This is a genomic window from Deltaproteobacteria bacterium (genome assembly GCA_016178705.1).
GTDB lineage: Bacteria > Desulfobacterota > Binatia > HRBIN30 > JACQVA1 > JACOST01.
In genome coordinates this window covers 368,099-391,628 of the sequence record JACOST010000014.1, presented here as the reverse complement: position 1 = coordinate 391,628, position 23,530 = coordinate 368,099, and the positions used below count along the sequence as shown (strand labels likewise).

The 23,530-nt window shown below is 66.3% G+C and carries 19 protein-coding genes; 10 read left to right on the top strand and 9 right to left on the bottom strand.

Annotated features, from left to right (window positions below; translation table 11 throughout):
- Window positions 1-166 precede the first annotated feature (166 nt).
- Window positions 167-1,702, top strand: coding sequence for an alkaline phosphatase family protein (locus HYR72_09800; GenBank protein MBI1815259.1), 1,536 nt, complete (start codon window positions 167-169; stop codon window positions 1,700-1,702).
- On the opposite strand, the gene HYR72_09795 is transcribed toward HYR72_09800, so the two are convergent.
- Window positions 1,670-2,806 carry a glycosyltransferase family 4 protein gene (locus tag HYR72_09795; GenBank protein ID MBI1815258.1) on the bottom strand — a complete coding sequence of 379 codons (1,137 nt, stop codon included), beginning with the start codon at window positions 2,804-2,806 and terminating at the stop codon, window positions 1,670-1,672. The two genes, HYR72_09800 and HYR72_09795, sit on opposite strands and share 33 nt — an antisense overlap.
- A 58-nt stretch (window positions 2,807-2,864) precedes the next feature.
- Between HYR72_09795 and HYR72_09790 the strand changes: the two genes are divergently transcribed.
- The 5 genes from HYR72_09790 to HYR72_09770 all read left to right on the top strand — a co-directional run bounded on the left by HYR72_09790 (window position 2,865) and on the right by HYR72_09770 (window position 9,305).
- The gene (locus HYR72_09790; GenBank protein ID MBI1815257.1) at window positions 2,865-4,055 is read left to right on the top strand and encodes a glycosyltransferase family 4 protein; all 1,191 of its coding nucleotides are present in this window, start codon (window positions 2,865-2,867) and stop codon (window positions 4,053-4,055) included.
- A 20-nt stretch (window positions 4,056-4,075) separates the two neighbouring features.
- Window positions 4,076-5,638 carry a glycosyltransferase family 39 protein gene (locus tag HYR72_09785; protein MBI1815256.1) on the top strand — a complete coding sequence of 521 codons (1,563 nt, stop codon included), beginning with the start codon at window positions 4,076-4,078 and terminating at the stop codon, window positions 5,636-5,638.
- Window positions 5,605-7,203, top strand: coding sequence for a glycosyltransferase family 39 protein (locus HYR72_09780; GenBank protein ID MBI1815255.1), 1,599 nt, complete (start codon window positions 5,605-5,607; stop codon window positions 7,201-7,203). Before HYR72_09785 ends, HYR72_09780 begins: the two co-directional genes overlap by 34 nt.
- A 639-nt stretch (window positions 7,204-7,842) precedes the next feature.
- The gene (locus HYR72_09775) at window positions 7,843-8,367 is read left to right on the top strand and encodes a GNAT family N-acetyltransferase (GenBank protein MBI1815254.1); all 525 of its coding nucleotides are present in this window, start codon (window positions 7,843-7,845) and stop codon (window positions 8,365-8,367) included.
- Window positions 8,364-9,305, top strand: a complete 942-nt coding sequence (locus HYR72_09770) for a 5'-methylthioadenosine/S-adenosylhomocysteine nucleosidase (GenBank protein ID MBI1815253.1) — start codon at window positions 8,364-8,366, stop codon at window positions 9,303-9,305. Before HYR72_09775 ends, HYR72_09770 begins: the two co-directional genes overlap by 4 nt.
- A 104-nt stretch (window positions 9,306-9,409) precedes the next feature.
- Here the strand turns inward: HYR72_09770 and HYR72_09765 are convergent, their stop codons facing one another.
- The 7 genes from HYR72_09765 to HYR72_09735 are packed head-to-tail and all read right to left on the bottom strand — an operon-like array spanning window position 9,410 to window position 15,665.
- Entirely contained in the window at window positions 9,410-10,717 is a 1,308-nt protein-coding gene (locus tag HYR72_09765; GenBank protein ID MBI1815252.1) for an AGE family epimerase/isomerase, read from the bottom strand.
- Window positions 10,710-11,957, bottom strand: coding sequence for a nucleotidyltransferase family protein (locus HYR72_09760; GenBank protein MBI1815251.1), 1,248 nt, complete (start codon window positions 11,955-11,957; stop codon window positions 10,710-10,712). Before HYR72_09760 ends, HYR72_09765 begins: the two co-directional genes overlap by 8 nt.
- A 2-nt stretch (window positions 11,958-11,959) precedes the next feature.
- Entirely contained in the window at window positions 11,960-12,451 is a 492-nt protein-coding gene (locus HYR72_09755; protein ID MBI1815250.1) for a lasso peptide biosynthesis B2 protein, read from the bottom strand.
- Window positions 12,445-13,335, bottom strand: coding sequence for a glycosyltransferase (locus HYR72_09750; protein MBI1815249.1), 891 nt, complete (start codon window positions 13,333-13,335; stop codon window positions 12,445-12,447). Before HYR72_09750 ends, HYR72_09755 begins: the two co-directional genes overlap by 7 nt.
- The gene (locus HYR72_09745) at window positions 13,332-14,234 is read right to left on the bottom strand and encodes a glycosyltransferase (GenBank protein MBI1815248.1); all 903 of its coding nucleotides are present in this window, start codon (window positions 14,232-14,234) and stop codon (window positions 13,332-13,334) included. The genes HYR72_09750 and HYR72_09745 overlap by 4 nt, the downstream gene beginning before the upstream one ends.
- Window positions 14,235-14,248: 14 nt before the next feature.
- Window positions 14,249-15,214, bottom strand: a complete 966-nt coding sequence (locus tag HYR72_09740; GenBank protein ID MBI1815247.1) for a hypothetical protein — start codon at window positions 15,212-15,214, stop codon at window positions 14,249-14,251.
- 43 nt (window positions 15,215-15,257) lie between these two features.
- Window positions 15,258-15,665 carry a hypothetical protein gene (locus HYR72_09735; protein ID MBI1815246.1) on the bottom strand — a complete coding sequence of 136 codons (408 nt, stop codon included), beginning with the start codon at window positions 15,663-15,665 and terminating at the stop codon, window positions 15,258-15,260.
- Window positions 15,666-15,792: 127 nt separating this feature from the next.
- On the opposite strand from HYR72_09735, the gene HYR72_09730 reads away from it, so the two are divergent.
- Together HYR72_09730 and HYR72_09725 are read left to right on the top strand one after the other, a co-directional pair.
- Complete coding sequence (locus HYR72_09730) at window positions 15,793-16,893, top strand: glycosyltransferase (GenBank protein ID MBI1815245.1); 1,101 nt, start codon at window positions 15,793-15,795, stop codon at window positions 16,891-16,893.
- Window positions 16,890-18,038 (top strand): glycosyltransferase family 4 protein, encoded by a 1,149-nt coding sequence (locus HYR72_09725; protein MBI1815244.1) that lies wholly within the window; start codon window positions 16,890-16,892, stop codon window positions 18,036-18,038. The genes HYR72_09730 and HYR72_09725 overlap by 4 nt, the downstream gene beginning before the upstream one ends.
- On the opposite strand, the gene HYR72_09720 is transcribed toward HYR72_09725, so the two are convergent.
- Window positions 18,030-19,094, bottom strand: a complete 1,065-nt coding sequence (locus HYR72_09720) for an undecaprenyl/decaprenyl-phosphate alpha-N-acetylglucosaminyl 1-phosphate transferase (protein MBI1815243.1) — start codon at window positions 19,092-19,094, stop codon at window positions 18,030-18,032. The two genes, HYR72_09725 and HYR72_09720, sit on opposite strands and share 9 nt — an antisense overlap.
- Before the next feature lie 158 nt (window positions 19,095-19,252).
- Here HYR72_09720 and HYR72_09715 point away from each other — a divergent pair, with 158 nt between their 5' ends.
- A complete protein-coding gene (locus tag HYR72_09715) occupies window positions 19,253-20,449 on the top strand; it encodes a hypothetical protein (protein MBI1815242.1) in 1,197 nt (398 codons plus the stop codon).
- A 150-nt stretch (window positions 20,450-20,599) separates the two neighbouring features.
- Window positions 20,600-23,527 (top strand): O-antigen ligase family protein, encoded by a 2,928-nt coding sequence (locus HYR72_09710; GenBank protein MBI1815241.1) that lies wholly within the window; start codon window positions 20,600-20,602, stop codon window positions 23,525-23,527.
- Window positions 23,528-23,530: the final 3 nt, after the last annotated feature.

Genomic DNA, 23,530 nt, shown 5'->3' with positions numbered 1-23,530 from the left:
TGGCGCGGCGTCCACTCGCTGAGCATGACAGCCCGCGTCGTTTGCCACGGTGCTTGGGTAAGGGAACGTGCGCACGTGTGTCAAGTGCGGCGCCGGTCTTCTCGACCCGATCGCGATAGCCGTGCTACAGGCTCACCATCATGCAGCGGGCTCGATGGTGCCAGCGATGACCGGTCGCGCGCGCGTCCTGTTCATCGGTCTCGACGGAGTGGAGAAAGATCTTCTCCGACTGTGGGCGGATGCGGGCGTGCTGCCCACGTTTCGGCGGCTGCTCGATACCAGCGCGTGGGGCCTCTCGGCCGCGCCGCTCGGCATCCACACCACCGCCGTGTGGGAATCGTTCTCCACCGGCGTTTCGCCGGCGCGGCACGCGCGCCATGGTGAGCGGCAGATCCGCCCCGGCACCTACGACACCTACCGCTTCCTGCCCACCGATCTGCAAGCGGAGGCGTTCTGGAACGTCCTCAGCCGCGCCGGTCGCCGCTCGGCGGTGATCGATATCCCGTACGTCCCGTTGGCGCACGACTTCAATGGTGTCCACGTGCTCGATTGGATGGCGCACGCGGCCAACACCGGCTTCTGCACGTGGCCGCCGACGCTGGCCGCCGAGTTGCGGCGGCGATTCGGCTTGGAACCCGTCGGACTGTGCGATCATCGACGTTTGCAGAGCGCCGCCGACTTTCGCGCGCTGCGCGACGCATTGATCACCCGGGTGGCAACCAAGACTGCGCTCTCGCGTCACCTGCTCGAACGTGAGCGATGGGATCTCTTCCTCACCGTGCTCACCGAAGGCCACTGCATGGGCCATCAGAGCTGGCACATCCACGATCCGCATCATCCGCGACACGATGCCGAACTCGCGCGCGCACTCGGCGATCCGCTGCGGGATGTCTATCGCGCCCTGGATGCCGCGGTGAATGAGCACCTCACATTGGCCGGGCCCGACGCGACGGTGATCGTGCTCGCCAGCCACGGGATGGGCCCGTACTACAACGGCGCCCACTTGATGGACGCGATTCTGTATCGCCTCGGACACTCGCCGACTCTTCCCGAACTGCCGCGAACCTGGGCGGCCCTGCGTCGCGGCTGGCGCCAGCTCCCACTACCCGCCCGCGTGCGGCTGGTGCGCGCGCAGAAGTGGCTGGTGGATCGTCTGTGGCCGCCGCTCGATCGTCGCGCGGCGTGTTTCAACATGCCCAACGGAGAAGTGTGGAGCGGCCTGCGCGTAAACCTCGCAGGGCGTGAGCCGCACGGACGCGTTCAGCCGGGCGCGGAGTACGAAGCTTTCTGCGATATGCTCAGTCGCGACCTGTGCGCGCTCGTCAACGTCGACACCGATCAGCCCGCAGTGCTGAGCGTGCGCCGCACTGCCGAACTGTATGACGGGACGCATCTGATTGACCTGCCCGATCTCTTGGTGGAGTGGAACTGCACGGCGCCGCTCACCACCGTCTACTCAGCGAAGACCGGCAGCGTCACCGTGCCCTTCGTGCACCAACGCTCGGGCCACCACACCAGCGAAGGAATGTTCTTCGCCGTCGGTCCAGGCATCCGGCCGGGGCAAACGTCGCAGACGGTGTCGGTGATGGATTTCGCGCCGACGATTGCGACGCTGCTCGATGTGCCACTGCCGAATGTGGACGGCACGCCGATCGCCGCGCTGACCGAGTCAATGCCGGGCGCGCGGCAGCGCACGGCGTAGAACATCTTCCACGTCGCGCGTCAGCCGCCGCACATCGAAGCGCGCGGCGACCTCCGAGCGTGCGGCCGTGCCTAACCGAGTGGCGAGCGCCCGATCGCCGAGCACTCGGTGCAGTGCTGCGGCCAGTCCTGCCCGATCGCCGGGCGGCACGATGAGCGCGGTATGCTCGTGCGCGAGAATCTCGCGTACGCCGCCGCCGCCGTACGCCACCACGGGCACGCCCGCGGCGCCGGCCTCGATGAGGACACGCCCGAACGGTTCCTCGAAGCTGGCGTGAACGAGCACATCGATCGCCGCGAACACGGCGGCGACATCCGCTTGATGGGCGACGAGGTGGACCTGTGCGCGCAACCCCGACTGCGCGATCAACGTGTGCAACTCGCGTTCGTAGGCGGCGGCGTCGTCGAAGATGTCGCCGCCGACGAGGACGAAGTGGGCCGCGGGAACATTGCGCAAGAGATCGGCGGCCGCCGCGATGACGTCGCGTTGCCCCTTCCACGGTTGCAAGCGCGCGACCTGACCCACCAGCGGTGCCTGCGGTGGCACGCCCCACGCCGCGCGCAGGCGTATCGCCGCCTGGCGATGCTCGTGTTCGTCAATCTGCTCGCCTTGTCGCACGCCTTGCGGAATGACCCGCACGCGTTGCCGGTTCGGCAGCACGCGCGCGGCCGCTTGTGACACGGCGATCGTGGCCGCCGCCAGCGCACTCATCGCGCGCACGTACAGGCCGGGACGTAGGATGTCGTGGACGTGCCAGATCAACGGCCGCCGCGTCAGCCGTGCGGCAAGCGCGGCATACGCGCTCGCGCGCACCGTGTTGCTGTAGACCAGCGCGATGTCGTGCGCGCGGACGATTCGCATCACCGCGGCGGTGCCACGCCGCAGCGCCGCCGCGCCGGCCAGGGTGCCGCGCAGCTGCACCAACGGCAGCTCGTGAACCGTCACGCCCAGGGCGCGCGCGGACTCTGCCAGCGCGCCCGGTTGGGTTGCCAGATGCGGGACGAATTGCGCGCGTTCGATCAACTCGCAGCACAGCAAGAGCCCGACTTGGGCGCCGCCGAGTGCCGGCGCATGATCGACGAAAAGAATACGGTGTGCAGCCACGCGCGAAACCCGGCGTGCTCTTTACGTCGTTCGCCGCGAATGTGAAAGGCGGCGACACGTGTCCGCATCACCGGTCGTGCGACTATCGGCCGCGCCGCCGGTCATGCTATCGCCAGCCGCGATGCAAGTGATCTACTCGTTCGGCAGCGCCGTCGGCGCCTCGGGCTTGGGTACCGACGCGCTGCACGAAGCGCGGGCGTTGCACCAACACGGGGCGCTGCGACGGCTGCTGTGCGGCTTCAGTCGCGCCACCGATGTCCCGGCCGCGGCTATTCGCGCGCTCGGCCTGCGCGACCGCGCGCTGCGCAAACTCGCTTCCTACGATCGCAGCGAGAGACTGTTGCACCTGCAGAACCTCCAGTTCGATCGTTGGGCAAGTCGCCGCATGGAGCCGGCTGACGTGTTCGTCGTGTGGAACACCTGGGGCCTGCAGTCGCTACAGCACGCCAAGCGGATGGGTCTCCGCACCGCCGTGCTGCGCTACTCCACCGATCCGCGCCACAGCACCGCCGTGCTCGCCGCCGAGCACGCACGCTGGGGGTTTCCGTACCGACCGCCGGCGGTGCGGCTGCGCCGCAAGGTGGCGGAGTTGGAAACGGCCGACGCAATCCTGGTGAGCGGCGCGTACGCGAAGTCGACATACGTGCAGCAGGGTGTCGCCGGCGCAAAGGTCGTGGCGCTCGCGGGCAGCGGCGCCGACCCCCGTGTCTACGTGCCAGCCGCGTGTCAGGGCCAGCAACCATTTAGGATACTGTTCGTCGGCGCCATCAATTTGGGCAAAGGGGTGCCGTACTTGTTGGATGCGTGGCGCCGCCTGCAATGGCGCGACGCCGAGTTGGTGTTGGTCGGCGCGGTCGGTCCGCAGATCCGTGCGTTGCTGACGCGCGATGGCGTGCCGGAGAATTTCCACATGCCGGGCTACGTTCCGCACCCGATCGCGCTCTATCAAAGCGCCGACGTGTTCGTGCTGCCGACTTTGGATGAAGGCAGTCCCAAAGTGATCTATGAAGCGATGGCCTGCGGTCTTCCCGTGATCACAACGCCAGCGGCGGGTTCGGAAGTGCGCGACGGCATCGAGGGCTTCGTGGTGCCGGTGCGTGACGCCGAGGCGATCGCCGCACGACTCGAACTGCTGCGCACCGACGAACGATTGCGCGGCGAGATGGGGCGCGCGGCTCGTGCCCGCGCCGAGCGCTGTAGCTGGGACACCCATGGCGACGAGTTCGTGGCCGCGTTGGCGGCGCTGTAGCGCATGACGAACGCGAGCGTATGACGAACGCATTGACCGAGAGGTTGAAGTCTTTGCGAGTCGTATTGCTGCTCGCGCTAGCGGTGGGCGCGTATTTCCGCCTGTCGCACCTCGATCGGAAAGTCTATTGGAACGATGAAGCGGGCGGCACCTCGCGGTGGATCGCCGGCTTCACCACGGAGGAAGTCAGCGACGAGTTGGCGGCACGCGGGCCGGTCTCGGTCAACGACCTCGCGCGCTACCAACGCGTCAATCTGGACAAAGGCTTGCTCGACACGCTGCGGGTGGTCGCGTCGCGCGAACCGCACCACGCGCCGTTGTATGCGATGCTCGCCTGGATCTGGGCGCACGCGGTCGGCGATTCCGTGCGCGCGCTGCGGGCGCTGTCGGCCCTGATCAGCTTCCTGCAGTTCCCGGCGCTGTGGTGGTTGTGCCGCGAGTTGTTTCCGCAGCGGCGGAGCACCGCGATCGTGGCGCTGGCGTTGCTCGCCGTTTCACCGCTGCAGGTGCTCTACGCGCAGGAAGCTCGCGCGTACAGTCTGTGGGCGCTAGCGATTCTCCTCTCGAGCGCCGCGCTGCTGCGTGCCTTGCGCGTCGGCAGTCCGTGGGCGTGGCGCGTCTACGCCGGCACGCTCGTCCTGGGTTGGTATGTCCATCTGCTGTTCGGCTTGGTGGCGATCGGGCACGTGTTGTTCGCGGTCGTTTCGGCCGGATGGCGTGACCGCACACTGCGGACGCTCCTGCGCGCACAGGTGATCGGCGCGCTGGCGATGACGCCATGGTTCGTGGTTCTTCTGGTGCGGTACCACAACGCGGTGGGGATGATGGCGTGGGTGGGACGCGAAACGGGGTTCGTCGTCTGGACCAAGTCGGTCATCTTGAACCTCACGTGCATCGTGTTCGATGCGCGGGTTGATCGCGAGCACGCGATGGGTCTCGCGGCGGTGTTGGCGCTGGCGCTGCTGGTCTTCGCGCTCGGGTCGCTGTGGCGTAACGGTCCGCGCCGGGCGTGGTGGTTCGTCGTCGCGCTCAGCGCGCCGACGGTGCTCGCGCTCGGTGTGCCCGATATCGTGACGAGCGGCGCGCGTCTGAGCACCGCGCGCTATGCAATGCCGGCGTATTTCGCGGTGCACCTCGCGCTCGCGCAGTTGTTGGCGTCAGGAATGAGTGACGCCACACGCGCGCTGCACGCGCGCGCATGGGCCGGAATCACCGCCGCGGTGCTGCTGGCCGGCGTCGTGTCGTGTGCGCGTAGCTGGACGGCGACGACGTGCTGGATCAAGGCGCTCGGCTTCTACAATCGGGAAGTCGCCCGCATCATCGAGCAAAGTCCACACTCGCTGCTGCTGACCGACGCGACCGGTCTGTTGCTTTCATTGAGTCACAGCGTGCGATCCGACTTCCGCGTGTGGTACGTGGCGCCGCCGGTGCCGGCGATTCCCGACGGCTATGGCGATGTGTTTGTCTTGTCGCCGTCCGACGTGTTACGCGCGGCACTCGAAGCGCACGCAGGCTGGCAAATGGAACCGGTGCACGAACCGGGGCGGCTATGGCGACTGCGCCGCGTGCCGACCAGCCGATGAGCGCGACGCGCGCGCGCCCGGGTATCGTACTGAGGTTGCTGGCGCTGATGGTGCTCGGCGTCTGCTTCCGCTTCAGCAATCTCGATCGCCGCGTCTATCGCTACGACGAAGCGTTCACCAAGCTGTGGCTGTGTGCTCACAGCGCCGAGGACGTGCGCGCAGCATTGGCGCTGAACCGCCCGCTGCCGATCGAGATGCTGGCCGAGTACAAGCACGCTCGGCCCGGCGTCCGCTGGCGCGATGTCTTCGATGTGTTCGCGCGCACGGAACCACATCAAGCGCCGTCGTACGTGACCTTGTTGTGGGCGTGGGTCCAGGTCACCGGCGATTCGGTGGAGTCCTTGCGTGCGCTCTCCGCCACCATCAGCGTGCTGGCGCTGCCGCTGGCCGTCTGGCTGGGATGGGAACTGTTTGGTCAGTGGCCCAGCGCGTTGTTGATGGGGGCGCTTGTCGCCGTATCGCCGATCCACGTCGTGTACGCGCAGGAAGCGCGTGTCTATAGTTTGTGGGACGTCAGCATCCTGCTCTCCAGCGCGGTGTTGTTGCGAGCGGTGCGACGCCCCACCTCGTGGAATTGGTCGCTCTACGCGGTGGTCGTTGGCGTCGGTCTATGGATTCATTTGCCGTCCGCGTTGGTGGTGCTCGGGCACGGGTTGTACGTTTACGGCAGTGCGCGTGAGCGGCAGACCGCAGAGGGCAAGATCGCCCCGGCACTCATGCGGCGCTATCTGAGCGCGGTCCTCGCTGGCGTTCTCCTCTGCACGCCGTGGTTGGTGAATCTCATCCAACAATGGGCCGTGGCCATGGAGCAGATGCGTTGGGTGGGCCAGCCGACGGCCTTCCTACCCTACATCAAGACCATCGCGTTGAACTTCGCGTGCGTGGTGTTCGACGCGCGGTTGCGCGACGACAATACGTTCTACTACCTCAGCGTGCCGATCAACCTATTCATGAGCGTGGGACTGTGGTGGCTGGTGCGCCGCACGCCGCGTCGGGTATGGCTGTTCGTGGTGACATTGATCGGCCCGTCGCTCGCGGTGTTCGGACTACCGGACCTCGTGCTCGGCGGCGTGCGCTTGAGCGTCGCGCGCTACCTGTTCCCCTGTTACATCGGATTGCAACTGGCGCTCGCGCACTGGCTGGCGACGCAGATGGAGAGCGAAGCGCGGCGCCGGTGGCAAGCGGTGGTCGCCGTCGTCCTCGCGGCCGGCATCGTGTCCGACGCGGCGTTCTGCCGCGCCGAGACGTGGTGGACGAAGAGCTTCAGCCGCTACAACTGGGAAGTCGCCCACATCATTGAACAAGCCGCGCACAGCGCCCAGCGGCCGCTGGTGATCAGCGACGAGGCGGTCGGCATCTTGTCACTGAGCTACGCGATCGACGCCGGCATCGACGTGCTGGTCGTTCGCGCCGGCGATGTCCCCCGCGTGCCGCCCGAATACGCCGATGTCTTCGTCTTCGCGCCCCAGCCGAATTTGCAGCGCGTCATGGCGGAGCAACACTGGCACCTCGATCCGGCTTACGAGCGGGGCCAACTGTGGCGGCTGACGCGCGGAGCCGCTTGAACGGCTGACCGACGCAGGTGTATGAGGCGAGCGTGAATGAGATGGCGTTGACGCGCTCACATTGGCGCGGGTTGGGGATTCTGTTGCTACACCGAACTCCAAGTTAGGCACGTCAGATGGGATGGTTCGTACTCATCGTTGCCGTAGTTGGAATAGCTCCGGTCTTCGTCATGATGCTTTGGGCGTTCGGCAAAGAGGTCGTGATACTGCATAAGGAGGAATTGGCGCTGCAGCGGAGGACCCGGGAAGTAGAAGACCGACTGTTCGAGTGCTTCATACAGGATCCGAACAAGAGAGTTCTTTCGCGGGGCAAGGCGGCCGTGTTGATTGGTATGTCAAGCGCGATGGCTGCCTGGCCGTTCGCTTTGATCGGCTGGGCTTTGGCGAGGCACGTAGGGGCTACGATTGGCGCCGTCCTCGTGATCCCCCCCAGCATCTATGGGTATGCGCAGATTCGGCGTCTTCCAAGGAGAGTTGAACGTGCTCGCAGGATCAGTCAAGGAGCGAGTACTGTACGTCATGCCTAACAAGCGGACCTGGCAGCGCGGCTGACCGGCAGCGGTTGAGCGACGCCCAACGGACGACTCCCGAGGATACAGAGACACGACAGAGATCGGCACGGATCGAAGGACCACGTCGATGAACCAAGTTCACATTCGCGATGCACGTCCGAGCGATCGCGGTGCGATCGAGGCGGTCACGCTGTCTGCCTACCAGGAGTACGCCACCTTGATGTCGGCGCATTGGGAAGGCTACCGGCAGAACATCGTAGCGACTCTTGCGGCCGTCGAGCCCGCAGCGCAACTCGTTGCGGAATGCGCGGGCGAGATCGTCGGCGCGGTCCTGCTCTATCCGCCGGGAGCTGTGATCGCCGCCCCAGGGAGCGCAACCTTCACTCTGACCGCGCCGGAGGTGCGTCTGTTGGCTGTCGCACCCGCGGCGCGCGGACGAGCGGTTGGCGCCGCGTTGATGAACGAGTGCGTGCGGCGCGCGCGGCGGTCCGGCGCGACGGCGATGACGCTGCATACGACCGATGTCATGCAGGCCGCTGTCCGGATCTACGAGCGGATGGGTTTTCTGCGCGCTCCCGAGCTGGATTTCAGCCCAGCTCCCGGTGCGACCGTCAACGGCTATCGTCTGAGCCTGGAGGCGACCCTTCCATGAAAAAGTTAGAGGTGGTTCCAATTGGATCACAACACCCATCGTCTCGATCGCGCGCCGTCGTCGCCGCGGTGCTGGCCCTCTCTGTTTTCGCGTGTGGGACGGACGACGATGCCGGCGCGCCGCCGCGACCTGTCGCGGTGCTGAGCGCATTCCCAGCCGAGTTGGCGCCGCTAGTCGTGCAAGCCACCATCAGCAAGAAGATCACGATCGATGGCCGGGTCTTTCGGATTGGGCGGCTCGGTGGTGTTCCGGTGGTGCTCGCGCTCACCGGCGTCGGGCTGGTGAACGCGGGTAACACTACGCGCACGCTCCTCGACAACTTCGACGTAGCGGGAATCGTCGTCTCGGCGGTTGCCGGCAGCACGCTGCGAATCGGCGATGTCGTCGTGCCGACGACGTGGAGGTTCAAGGGCGCTGCCACTGCTTACCCAGCCACGCCGAAGTGGCTCGACATGGCCAACGCGATCGCCGTTTCAGGCACCGTGTCTTTCGAGCACTGTCTCATCGTGCCGGACGTCTCCCCGGATGTTCCTGTGTGTCTGCTCCACCAGCCGGCGATCACGGTGGGGGGTGTCGGCGAGAGCAGCGACACATTCGGAAGCGTCCCCCAACCCTGCCAACTCGGCGGCGGCGACATCTTGGGTTGCGATGACGAATTGGATGCGCCCACCGCGGCCGCGAGCAACGGCAGCGTGCGGGGAGCCGCTGCGGCGGTCGCGGCTGACGCGCCAATCGCCAAGGACATGGAGACCGCCGCGATCGCCCGCGAGGTCGCGGCGCATGGCGTTCCGTTCATCGCCTTCCGTGCCGTGTCGGACGGGGCCGGCGATCCGCTCAATCTGCCGCCATTCCCGATTCAGTTCGCCGTCTACTACAAGCTGGCGGCGCACAACGCGGCCGCTGCAACGGTCGCGTTTCTTGAGCGCCTGAAGCCCTGAGACAACAAGAACGGATTTACCGCAGGGCACGCCGAGAACGCCGAGCCAACTCTACTCTCTGCGATCTCCGCGTTCTCGGCGGTGAGTCTTCTGTCACATTCGGGCTAGCTGACAGCCGTGCCCAACGGCTCGCGCGATAGTAGTTCGAGACAACACAACATCGCCCGCCCATTGTGATACGGCGATTTCCACGGGCCGGCTTTGTCACCCGAAACTCTTCCGTTCGGTAGGATGTCGGCGTGCCAGTCGCCGTGTCGCCAATCGACTTGGTGACGCACGACCCAGTCGAGCGTACGTGTGAAGCTCTCCCAGTAGCGCGCGTCGTCGGTCAGGCGATGCATGCGCAGCGTGGCGACCAGCGCTTCCGCTTGCGCCCACCAGATCTTCAGGCGGCGATCGGCGGCACTGCCGAGCGGACCGCTGGCGAAGAAACCGCCGTGTTCGCGATCGCCGCCGTAGGCGAGCGAGTACGCCACGATGCGCTCGTAGATCGGCAGCAAGCGCGCCTGCGATTCGCCGATTGCGTCTACCGCGTCCATCAGCAGCCAGACGTTCTCAAGATCATGGCCGTAAATCACGCGCGCCGTCGCGGGTGCGAGGAGCGGCGTCCAGTCGCGTTGGTGTTGATCGGTACACGCGCCATTCGGACGCACCACGGCTTCGCTCAGTAGCGAGATGAGCTCGACGAGACGCTGCCGCGCCAGTTCATCGCCCGTGAGCAGAAGGTAGCGCGTGTAGGTTTCCAAGATGTGAAGGTGCGCGTTCAGCGATTTCACCGATGGCGGCACGCCCATCATCGTTGTGGGCCGCGCGCTCGCGGTTGGCGTCCAATCGCGTTCGAACGATTCGATGTAGCCCGCATGCATCGGATCGGGCGCGTACTCCTCCATCAACGCGAACGTGCGCTGCGCCAACTCGGTCGCGGATGCGTCACCGGACGTGAGCGCGTACTCGACGAGTGCGTAGAGTGCGTAGCTCTGGCTGATGACATGTTTGTCTGTGTGGGTGGCAACGCGACCGGTCGCGTCAACTTCCCAATAGAAGCCGCCGTCGCGCTCGTCCCACAGCCGATCGCGCAGAAGCTCAAACCCGTGTGCCGCCGCCGCGAGATGTCCCTCGTTTCCGTACGGCGAACGGGCCAGCCGCGCGAAGAACCACATCGTGCGCGCTTGCGTGATCGCACGTTTGGGAGCCGGTCCCTTCCAGCGGCCACGGCGGTCGTGGTGCAGGCGATAGCCGCCATGCTCTCGGTCCAACGTCTGCGGATACCAGAACGGCACGATATTGGTCGTGAGGATGCGCTCGATCGTGACGCGAATCTCCGCGACGCTCGACAGCGCGCTGTTGGTGGGACCGGGTTGGCGCCTGAGTCGCGCGAAGAAGCGCGGCCAATTGCACATTGCGTCACGCATCGCGTTCCGGTGCGTCTTGGCTCGCGCGATGGACGCGCAGCAGGGCGCGGTAGCCGCCGAGTGTGCGCGGGCGCAGGGTCGTGAGGTCGCGCAGCAATTGGCTCGCGCGCTGCGCCAGCGTCGGGTGTGGCGCGAGACCCATTTCGCGCCGCAGGCGGTCGCTGAAATAGTCGACCGTGGCTTGCGCCCGCACGCGGCGGGTGAGGAAGCGCGCGATCACCGTCGGACTGAGCAGTTGCAGCAGATCGAGATTCACCCGACGGCCGCTGAGTTGGGCATGAAACAGCTCACATAACCGCGTCGCGTCGGCGCGCTCACCCGCGTTGCAGATGCGCCCGAAGTGGGCAACCCCGGCTTGCGCCGGGCTGTCGGGATTGAACGAAACGAGAATGATCCACGTTGCGAACAGCGGGACCGCCAACCCGCTGCGCTGCGCGTGACTCGCGACATCCGCGATGACCCAGCGCGCCGGCTGGACGCTCCACCAGGCGGCGATGTCGCTGAGATCCTTCACTGCGGTGGCGGGATTGAAGTTGTCGCGCAACACGTGATGCGCGGCGAGGACGATGGCGTCGGGGGGTGCGGCGACATGGATGCCGATGCCGAACAGCGCCGCGGGTTCGGCGCGCGCAATGATCGCCTCTGCCGTCAGCGCCGGCGGCGGTCGCGTGCCCAAGCGCCAGTGCAGGTCGATCTCGACGCCGTCGGCGTCCTTCAGCACGAGAAAGTGATTGCCGGAGAACGCGCCCTCGTAGGGACGCTGATCGAGGTAGGCGATGTAGTCGTGCAGCCGATCGACGGTGGGCGTGAAGCCGATCGCCTCCAGCGCATCGCAGCTGCGCTCGATGTCGGCACTGCGAATGAGCACGTCGATATCGCTCACCATGCGTTGCCCGGCGCCGCGATAAAGACCGGCGATGGCCCCGATGCCCTTGAACGCGACGGCCGGCACCGCGGCGTGCGCGAGCTGCGCCAGCGCGGTTGCCGCGCGATGGGCGACCAATGTGGCGTGCGCCGCGGCTGCCGCGCTCTGCTCGCGCAACGCGCGCTGCGCCGGTGCGTCGAGCGGCAGGGCGCGCGCGCTCACTTGTTGGCGCAACTCGGGTGTGACGCGCCACGCGTGCGCCAAGCGCACGATTTGTGGCCAGCGGCCCGACTCGGAGAGATCCGTCGCCGTGCGCTGGATCGCGTCGGGGTTACCAAACAGCAGCGTCACGAGCTGATGCGCCAGCGTCGACACCGTCACTCCTCCGGCGGATGGCAGTAGATTTCGCGCACGCGACCGGCGATCAGCGGGTCCGGCGGCTCGAAGATTTCGTTGCTCACTGTGACCCAGGCGTGGCCGCGCAGGCGATCGGCGGGATCAATACCGGGCTCGACACCGAAGTGAATGCGCAGCGTGCGCTCGCGCGTGGGAAGAAAGCGATAGAGCGTCAACGCCCGCATGTAGCAGGTGCTGCGATTGCGCAGCAGCGACAGATTCAGCCACGGCTGACGCAGGCGGGCGATACGCTGCGCAGCGCGGTGGATGTCGGGCGCGTCCGGCCGCGCGCCGGCGCGCAACCGGTCGAGCAGGAGCGGCAACGGCATGCGCTCCATCTGGCGCGGGAGCCGCCACAAGAACACCCCGATGTGCAACGCCAAGGTCGTGTCGCCCGGCTCCTTGGCGAGGTTGCGCAGACGCTGCACGATGCCGTGCGGCGTCCATTTTGAGGCGAGGCGTGTCGCTACCATCGCGCGCGCTCCGCTGGGTTCCAATAGGTGCGGACGAAGCCGAGGCGCTGCGCCAGCGTCTTCACGAATCGGCCGCGCCGCACCAGCGCATGGTCATCGTCGCCACCGCGACACGCGGCGAGACCCAGCCGCAGAATCTCAGCCCATGCGTGTACCTCGTGGCGCAGCGACCACGGCGCCTGCGCGCGCCAGTGCCACAAGAACTGACCGTAACCTTTGCCGTAGCTGAGCTGCTGGTGCCAGTAGGCCGACCAAGTCGTACGATGGCGGTGCAGGACGACCGCATGCGGCACGTAGTGAAACGCACCGGGTTGGTCGCGACACAGGCGGGTGTGGAGGTCGCAGGCATCGTACGCCGTGTAGCGCGGATCGAAACCGCCAACCGCGCCTAGCGCCGCGCGTCGATACAGCACGTTGCCGCTCGGCGCGAAGGGAAACCGCGGATGCTGCAAGTGGCGTTCGGTATCGAGGCCGGCGCTGAGATCGACGAAGCGCGCGGCGGGTGTAGTCGATTGATGCCCCAGCACCGCGCCCGCGGCGCCGAGCGCGGGCGGCACCCCCTCGATCGGCCGCACCGCGTCAAGCAGGAGCCGCAGCCAGGCGCGCGAGGGAATGCAATCCGCGTCCGTGAACGCGATCCACTCGCCGCGCGCGGCCTGCCACCCGGTGTTGCGCGCCGCCGGCGCGCCGCGATTGGCCTGCAGGCACACCGTGACGGCGAAGCCGCGCGCGATCGCCGCCGTGGCGTCACGCGAGCCGTCGTCGACGACAATGATCTCGTAGTCCGATCGCGCCAGACTCTGCGTGGTGAGCGCGTGCAAACAATCGCTGAGTGTCTGCGCGCCATTGCAAACGGGGATCACCACGGAGATTGGCGGTGTCATGGCGTGTGTCGCGGATCACGCTGATACACTCGGTGGCGGCGATAGTGGAAGAACCCTCGCCAGAAGTTCCACCCCCAGCGCCAGCCGTACGTCGCGAACTCAGCATCCGCGGCCGATCCGGTGCCCAGTTGCCACGCGACCTGTGACCATGCGGCCAGCGCGAGCTTGGCCGCGAGACCACGCGTCACGCCGATCCGTTGCGCTGCGCCCCAGCGCAGCGATTCAGGATAGCGCGCGTACAATTCGGCGGCGCCCTCGCCGTAACTCCACGCCTGCCGCCACAGCGCCGCATCGCTCTGGCGATTGCGATGAAACAGCACGGCTTTCGCTTGATAGATGCCGGGAACTGGAAACGCATGCCGCAAGCGGTGACAGAAGTCGAGATCTTCTGCGGTCCGCATGTCATCGGCCCACCCGTCGATCGCCAACGCAGAGCGGCGGCGCACCGCCAGGTTCAAAGAGGCGGCAAACGGCAGGATCGGCCGATTGATCGTGTGCTCGGCGTCATACATGTTGGCGCGAGCGCTGTAGCGCTCGGCTGCGGTTTCGGGACGAAAGCTGAGCGTGCGGCCGGCGACCAAATGCACCTCCGAGTTCGCAAATGGCGCAACGATCTCGGCGAGCCAGCGCCGCGTCGGCAGCGTGTCGGCATCGAGGTGCGCGATAACATCGCCGCGCGCATGATGCAGCCCGCGATTGCGCGCGGCACCGGGGTTGCGCTTGGGCTCCTCGATCAGCGTGACCGCGAACTGACCGACGATCTCGCGCGTGGCATCGGTCGACCCGTTGTCAACGATGACGATCTCGGGCGGATCGGGCAGTCCCAGTTGTGTCACCAGCGCGCGCAGCATGTCGCCAATCGTTTCCGCCCCGTTGAGGACCGGGACCACGACGCTCACCGATGGCCGCTCGTTCATTGCAACGCCGCGGCGAGCGCGCTGAGCGCCGCCGGCTCGTGATAGACATCTTCGCCGAGTTCGAAGCGCACACCGCGCAGCCGCCGCGCGGTCGGCACCACAATACCGAGAATCTGCGCCGCGATGCCGCGATCACTTGGGATCACAGTTTGGCGCAAGAGTCCGTCCAATACCTCGTCGGCGCTCAGCGGCACAACACGGCTGCCGCGCCGCGCTGGGTCGCGCACAATCTGTACGAAGTGCGTCGGCTGGGCGCTGCCAACGGTGCCGTTGGACCAAATGGATTCGATGCGAACTTTGCGTTTCTCTGTTTCCGCCGAGTAGCGAGGCAGGGTGCTGAGGTCACCGACTTCCGGAAACCAGCGGCGCGCGTGCGGGTGCAGGTTGAGCGTGTGAACGAGGGCGGCGGCGTGGGGCTGCCCGGCGGATGTCAGGCGCAGCAACAGCTTGTCGTCGCCGAGCGCGCGCCAGCCGCTGCGGATCAGCGCCGCGGTCAGGGTCGTCTTGCCGCCGCCCGACGGCGCGCACAGCAGCGCGCAGCAATCGTTGCGGACGACCGCCCCCGCATGCATCGGAGCCCAGCCCAACTGACGCCAACTCGTGGTTAGCACGAGACCGACCAGATCTTCGACGTCGTACGGTACAGTTCCGTTGGCCGTCGGTGGTACTGCGATTGTCCAGCGGTGATTGATGGCATCGAACCAACACGATGACCCCGATCGACTGGTTGCGTAGAGACCGCGCTCGCTGCTGTCGACGTGCATGCGTCCACACACCAGCAGAGTGCCCGTCACCATTGCCGCGGGGGCGTGTGCCGCGGCGAGCGTCAGATCGACGCGCAGGTGTGGTGCCTCCCACAGGACGTTGTTGAGTGCGAGCGAGTCGGCGACCTTCGCGCGCAGCGCGGAGGGGGACCCTGCAACGATCACCTCGAGCGGGCCACAGAAGAAGGTGTCGCTCACCGCTGTCCCCGTCATATGGTGAAACGGTGAAGCCGGCGCGCGATCACTCCGCGAGCGGCAACGTGGGATCGAAGGCGCTGACGACGATGCGCTGCAGCGGTTCGCGGTGCTTTTCGATCGTCGGTGTCGCCCACGTGCCCTCGAAGGCGCCGCCGTTGAGTGACACGGGCTGCGTCGCAACGGTCACCAGGCGATCGCTGATCAACACGTCGACGAGTCGCAGGATTGCGTCGGCGTCGGCCGAGCCCGCTCCCCAGCTTTCGGATTGCGTGCGCACGTGATCGAGCGTCACGCCGGTCTCGAATAACTGCACGATGGCCCAACCCGAGGCGTTGACGGAGTAAAAGTACTTGGTCTCCAGATCGAGCAGCACGGCTTCCCGTTCGAGCACGGTCACCACGACGTCCGGTCGCAGCATCAGCGGCTGATCTGTCGGTTGCGTACCACTCATCGATTGAATCTCGTCTCCAGAGAAGCGCGCCCTCGCTGCTGACGTATCGCTGCGACCGTGGTGGTGTCAAATCACGTGACGCCGCCACCGAGAGCCGATATGAGGAGCGGCACGGATTGCCAAACCCATGCGTGTCGTTCACGTGTACAAGACCTACCCGCCGGTGCGCGGCGGGATTGAGGGTCACATCGATCTGCTGACGCGGCTGCTGGCCCAACGTGGGGTCGCGCCTGAGGTGTTGTGCGTGCGCGAGCCGGGAACGCCGGCGCGCGAAGAGCGGCAGGGTGTGCGCGTGCGGCGCTGCCCCAGTCTGCTGACGCTGGCCTCGACGCCGCTGCCGCCGACGTTGCCGTGGGCGCTGCGTCACAGCGCCGCGGATCTCGTGCATCTGCACTTTCCATGGCCACCGGGTGAAGTGGCGTGGCTGCTCGGCGGCCGCGCGCGGCCGCTGGTTGTCACCGTCCACTGCGAAGCGGTGCGGCAGGCGCGGCTGGCGATGTGGCTGGCGCCGTTGACGCAACGTGTGTTGGCGGCGGCGGGGCGCATCGTGGTGACCGGCGCGTTCATGCGCGACGCGGTGGCGCTCGCGGCGCATCGCGACCGAGTTCGCGTGATCCCGTTGGGCGTCGACCTCGAACACTTCAGTCCCGATCCAACGATCGCCGACCCGCTACCGCGCATCGCGCGTCCACGCGTGGTGTTCGTCGGCCGATTGCGGCACTACAAAGGACTGCCGGTGCTGGCGGCGGCGCTGGCGCGACTGCCGCAAGCGCAACTGGTGGTGGTGGGCGAGGGCTCCGAACGCGGCAGGTTCGAGGCTGCGCTGCGGACCCACGGCTGTCGTGATCGCGCCTACCTGCTCGGCGATGTCTCCGATGACCAGTTGCTGCGCATCCTGCGGACGGCGGATGCGGCCGTGTTGCCGTCGACCTCGCGCGCAGAAGCCTTCGGCGTGTCGATCGCCGAAGCGCAGGCGTGCGGTGTGCCGGCGGTGACGACCGAGGTCGGGACGGGTACAGCGCAGGCGGTCGTCGATGGTGTCTCCGGTCGTGTCGTGTCGCCCAATGATCCGGCTGCGCTGGCAAACGGATTGGCGTGGTGCCTCGATCCGGTTGCGGCGCCAACGCGTCGTGCGGCCGCGCGTGCCTATGCGGAGCAGGCGTTGAGCGCGCACCAGATGACGGCTGCCGTTCACCGACTCTACGACGAATTGCTGGTGCCGGCATGACTCCCGTCGCTCCGACGACCATCTGCCTCGATGCGCGTACGGTCGGGCCGCATTTTCCCGGGATCGGTCGCTACACCATCAATTTGGCGCGCGCGCTCCCACCGTTGTTGGGCGAGCACGAACGACTGTTGCTGTTGCGTGATCCGATCGCCGAGTCAGTGGAAGATTGGACGGCGGGCGATCCGGAGCGTCGCAGCGTGGTTGATGTGTCGGTGTCCCCGTTTGCGTTGCGCCAGCAGTGGGTGATCCCACAGCGATTGCGTGCGCTGGGTGCCGGCCTCTACCACAGCCCCTACTATCTCATGCCGGCGCGCCCGGGGGTGCCGAGCGTGGTGACGATCCACGATCTCATTCCGCTCCGTCATCCGCATCTCTTCACGCCACTGCAGCGCGGCCTCTTTACCGTGAGTGTGCGCCTGGCGGTGCGCGCCGCGCGCGTGGTCATCGCCGTCTCGGCGGCGACGGCGCGTGATCTCGAACAGCGATTGCGGGTGTCGCCGCAACGAATCGCTGTGATTGCCGAAGCGGCTGACCCGATCTTTCGTCCGCAGCCGGCCGATGCGGTCAACGCTCTGCGCGCGCGCTTGGCACTGCCGGAACGCTACGCGCTTTACGTGGGGTCGAACAAGCCGCACAAGAACTTGCAGCGATTGGTCGAGGTGTGGGCGCGGCTGCGTTCGTATGGCGTGCCGCTGGTCATCGCCGGCGCGTGGGACGCGCGTTATCCAGAGGCAAAGCGGCGCGCCGCGGCGCTGGGGTTGGGCGACGCGGTTCGCTTCATTGGTCCGGTGGACGAAGCGAATCTCGCGGCGTTGTACAGCGGCGCGATGCTATTCGTCTTCCCGTCGTTGGATGAAGGATTTGGTCTGCCGGTCATCGAGGCAATGGCCTGTGGCGTGCCGGTCGCCTGTTCCGACGCGAGCAGTCTCTCCGAACTGGCGGATCAGGCGGCGCTGACCTTCGCGGCCGACGATTCGGATGCGATGGCGGATGCGCTCGACGCGCTGCTGCGCGATCCGGATCGGCGTGTCGAGATGCGCCGGCGTGGATTGGCGCGGGCGGCGCAATACTCGTGGCGCAGCACGGCGGCCGCCACCCTCGAGGTGTATCGCCGCGCGCTCACCGGCCCGAACGCTTCACGGTAAGCCCTTGCTCCCCGCGGCCGCGGCGAGGGCGCCCAGCGCACACACCAGCAGCGCCAAGAGGATCGGTGCTTCGTCTGGCCCAACGGTCGGAAGCAACAATGCCGCGAGGCCGCACGCTGCCGCCGCCGCCCACAACGTGGCGACCGCCGCCGCCGGATGCATGCCGCGCCGCACCAGTCGATGGCTGATGTGCCGTCGATCGCCAACCCACGGCGGGTGTCCGACGCGCAGGCGGATCAGCACGACCAGCCCCAGATCCAACACCGCCACGCCGAGCACGAACAGCGGCGTGAACACCGCCAGTAACGGGACATGAGCGCCGCGCGTGTACACGCCCATCACCGACAGCGCCGACAGCAGGAAGCCGATCAACATCGATCCGGTGTCGCCAAGAAAAATGCGGGCGCGCGGCCAATTGAACGGCAGAAAGCCGAGACAGGCGCCAGCGAGCGCCGCGGCCACGACCGCGACCGTGTGTTCGCCCGAGCGCAAATTGATGGCGGCCAACGCGGCCGCGGCAATCGCGCCGAGCCCGACGCACAACCCGTTCATGTTGTCGAGAAAGTTGAGCGCGTTGGTGATCCCCACCACCCACAACGCGGTCAGCACGATCACCGGAAGTGGTGGCCAGTGTAGAAACAGATCGAGTCGAACACCGAGCAGTGCGAGGGCGACGCCTGCTGCACCGGCGGCTGCGCCTTGCCAGAGGAACTTGTGCCGAGGAGTGAGCCCACGCAGGTCATCGAGCAACCCGGCCAGCAGAACAATGAGCGCGCCCACCGCCAGCGCCGACAACCCCGGAACATGGGCGGTGCCGCCATCCCCCAGCACCCACGCAACGCCGACTCCGGTTCCCGCCGCGACCGCCAGACCGCCAAGCATCGGAGTCGCGACGCCGTGCGCTTTGTAACCCGCCGGACGATCAAGCAAGTTGAATCGACGGGCGGCCCACACGAGAGCCGGCGTGGTGAACAATGTCACTAGTATCGCCAAGCCCCCGGCGGTCAAAAGATCGCCGAGATCAACCGGATCAACCGCTATCCCCCCGTCGCCCATTGAAGGGGGCGTTATAGGATACTGAGGGGCGCGCCGTACAGGGTGGCGGGGCGAGAATTTTTGCCTTTGACATGGGCCGGGCGATTCTGGTACTTACTGTCGCCGGGAATCGGTAGCACCCGCGGTGGCCGCACGTTTTGGCCGAGAGGGAGGTTGTGATGCGTCGCACAACAGGCATGGTATGTGGGTTGGCTCTAGCAGTGGCAGTGATCCTGCCCTCCGGTGGAGCCTCAGCCATTTCCGGGATTCAGGTCAGTAAGACGATCAGTACGAATGGCACCTGCGGCCCATCCTCCAACCCCCTCAACGTGATTTCCGGAACCGACGTGACATACTGCTACACCGTCACCAACAACGACTCGTGCCCGATCACCGTGACAGCAATTCAGGACGATCAGCTCGGCGCTATCGGGGGCGTGCCGCTGAACGGCCTGCCGGCCGGCTCGGCGCATACATTTACGATGACCGACATGGGAGCTAACACCGACATTACCAACACCGTGGTAGTGACCGCTAACAATAGTTCCTGCGGGTCCTCAACGTTCACGCGTACCGACACGGCCGTGCTGACCATCTGTGGCGACGGCGACCTCGATCCGGGCGAAGCCTGCGATGACGGCAACAACGTCAGTGGCGACGGCTGCACGGCGGATTGCACCGCGATCGAAGAGGGCTTCACCTGCCCGACCCCTGGCACTCTCTGTGACGACGGTGACGGGATCGACCCGCCCACTGAAGATGGTGTGAACGCCGACAACGACGGCAACGACGACGGCATCCCCGATCGGCAGCAGCCGGCGGTCACTTCGCTCCCATCGGCAACGGGGCGCGGCTATCTGACCTTGGTGACCGGCGATGGCACGGTGACCAACGGCTGTCACAATACCCTGGTGGCAGCGTTCCTGGAGACGGATCTCGGCACTGACCTGATGAATGACTATCCGTTTGGTCTGCTCGGGTTCACGCTGCCGGCTCCGTGTGTTGGCCCGATCAAGATTACGATTATCTACCACTCGCATCCGGGTCCGTTGACGACGCCGACGTATCGCAAGTTCGGTCAGGAGCCGCCCTATACCGGCGCGGCGGGTACGAACCACTTCTACTCACTGCCGAGCGCGATGTTCGGAACCACCACCGTTGACGGCACGGCGCTAGCCTCGGTGATGTTCGTCTTGCGTGACGGCAAGCTCGGCGACGACGTGGGCCCGACCACTGGCGACGGTATGATCATCGATCAGGGTGGCCCGGCATTCGCGGCGGGCGCCGCCCCGGTGGCTTCGACGTGGGGCTTGATCGGTATGAGTTTGCTGCTGGCGGCAGTGGCGTTTGTCACGCTCCGTCGGCGGACGGCGTAATCGCACCAGCAGATCTCGCCGCGGTCGCTTGACCGGGGTGAGGCAGACGATCACAAAGGGGCGCAGCATGCTGCGCCCCTTTGCTTTTGGCATCGCGCGATCGCGCCGTCGGTTTCCCTCCCTCGGTCCTTCACAGTTACGAGCCGCCATATGCCATCGAAGCTGAACGCGGCGGCGGGCGCCTTGGCCGAGACCACGGTCGCAGCGGCACTGGTGGCCGTGCCGTTCTTCTTCAACCTCCATTCCGAGCGGATCTTCGAAGAAGATAAAATCCCGCTGCTGCGCTCGCTCGCGGTCATCACACTGGTCGCTCTACTGATCTGGTGGGGTGAGGGAGGCCGCAGCGAAGGGCGCCGCAACGAAGGGCCGGTGTGGAGATTGCCGCTGGTGAAGCCGGCGCTGCTGGTGGTCGCGGCGTACGGGCTGGCGACGCTTTGCAGTGTCGCCCCATGGACCTCGTTCTGGGGCGGGTATACGCGCATGCACGGAGCCTACTCGCAGGGCGCATATGTGATCCTGTTCGCGGCGATCGTTCTGCTGTTCCGCACGCGCGAACAGATTGACCGGTTGGTGACGGTGGCGATTCTCGCCAGCGTCGCGCCGGTGGTGTACGGGCTGATTCAGCATCTGGATCGCGATCCGGTCAAGTGGGGCAGTGATGTGGCGCAGCGGATTCATGCGGGCGCTGGTAACGCGATCTTCTATGGCGCCTTCATGATCATGGTCGTCCCCCTCACCCTGGCGCGCGTGATCGCCACGCCGCGCGAAGTGGCCACACACCGACTCGCGGCGGCCGTGCGCGGCGCGGGATATCTGGGTTTGCTCGCGTGTCAATTGCTGGCGATCGTTTTCGCGCAGAGCCGCGGCCCAATCATTGGGCTGGCGGTTGGTCTGATGAGTTTCTTCTTGCTGCTGGCGAGCGAGCGCCGCGCCCGTTCCCTGACGATCGCGGTGACGGTGGCGGCTGCGGCCGGCGCCGTATTTTTGATCACGCTCAATCTGCCGCGCAGTCCGCTGGCCGCCCTACGGGCCACACAATACTTTGGCCGGCTCAGCCGCGTGTTCGAGACAGAGACGGGGACCGGTCGCGTCCGCACGCTGATCTGGGAGGGAGCGACCGAGATGCTCGCGGCGAATCCGGCGCGGGCGCTGCTCGGCTACGGTCCCGAAACGATGTATGTCGCCTATCCGCCGTACTATCCGACCGATCTGGCCTACTACGAAAGCCGGCAGAAATTGCCGGACCGCGCGCACAACGAAACCTTCGATGCGCTGCTCACCACCGGCGCCATCGGTCTCGCCGCTCAACTCACGTTGCTGCTGGCGGTGTGCGTGTGCGTGTTGTGTCAACTGGGTATTCTGCGCACGAGCGCCCAGCGCCGTGCCTGGCTCGCGGTCACGCTCGCCGGTGGGATGGTGGGTGCGCTCTTGCCGTACGCAATCGAGCGGAGCTGGCGCTTCGTGGGGATCGGTCTGCCGGCCGGCATCATTGGCGGGGTGTTTCTCTATCTGATCGTCTACGCCATTCGACAACGCGAGCCTGCGCCACCGCGGAATCACTTTCATCTCGTGTTGATCGCGCTGCTCGCCGCCGTGTTGGGGCACTTCGCTGAGAGCCAACTCGGCATCGCGGTGGCGCCGACCCGGCTCTATTTCTGGACCTTCGCAGCGCTCGCGGTGGCGATTCGATTTGCTCAGATGCCGGATGGTGACGATGCGGAGGCCGCGAGCACCACCGCGCTCAATCTCGGCGTGGCGGTCGGGCTCCTTTTGATCGTCGTGACGTTCGATTTCTACACCGACCGCGTGGCACGCAGTCCCAATCTCGGAGTGACCGCGTGGCTATTCGCCTCCGTGTGGCTCTTTGGCGCCATGCATTGCGCAGACCGGTGGCGTGCGGTGGCGTACTACGCGGCGATCAGCGTCGCCGTGTGGCTGCCGTTCGCGGTGTTGTATCGCTGGTGGATCGACAGCAAGCCGCTCGGCATCGGCGCGCTGACGCTCGACCAGATGCGGGCGGTAGCGATGCAGGAAGCCAACCTCGTCACTGTCCTATACGTCGCGGGGTGTCTGGTTCTCTCGCTGTCGGTAGTCGTCGCGCTGTGGCGGGCCCCGCACGCGGCGCCGTTTGCACGCCGGCCCGCGTGGCTGGCGATCGCGTACCCGGTTTTCCTTGCCGTCGCGGTCGGGGTAGTTGCGCGCACCAACCTTGACGTGACGCGTGCCGACGTACTGGCGAAGCAAGCCGACTACTTCGATCGCAAGACCAAGCTGGCGGCGGCGCGCTGGATGTACGAGGAGGCGCTGCGCTTGCAGCCGCACCAAGATCGCTACGGGCTCAAGCTCGCGCATGTGCTGCGTGCGCAAGCGCTCAAGGCCAGCAAGGCGCAGCAAGCGCTGCAACGTGATACCGCGTTGGCGCAAGCGATCGCCGTGCTCGAACGGGCGCGCGCCACCAATCCGCTGGATGCGGATCATCTACGCAATCTGGGGCGCATGCATCGCGCCTGGGCCGACGCGGTCGATGAGCCCAACGTCAAACAACGCCACCGCGAGATCGCTGATGGCTTTTACGAGCAAGCCGTCACGCTCAATCCGCGCAGTGCGACGCTGTGGGATGAGTGGGCGCTGCTGTCGATCACGCGGCGCGATCTGGACAAGGCGTTGACTGCCCTTGAACGCTCACTCGAGATCGATGGGAATTATGCGACCACCTCCCGCATGCGTGGCGACATCTTTCTGGACAAGGGTTTGCTCGAACAATCGCTCGCCGACTACGACCGCGCCGCCGACTTGGATCCGGAATCGACCGATGCGCTGAGCAGCAAGGCCCTGGTCCTCGCTCGGCTCGGGCGGACCGCCGAAGCCATCGACGTCAATCAGCAGGTGCTAGCGATTCGACCGCGGGACATGACCAGTCATCGCAATCTCGCCGTGCTCTACGACCAGATGGGCGAACTCACGCTGGCGCTCGCCGAGGCCGAGGCCGCGCTGGCGCTCGCAAAGAATAACGACAAACAACCGCTCGAAGAGTTCATCGCCACGGTGCGGGCGAAACTAGCCGGCACCTCGCCGTGAGCT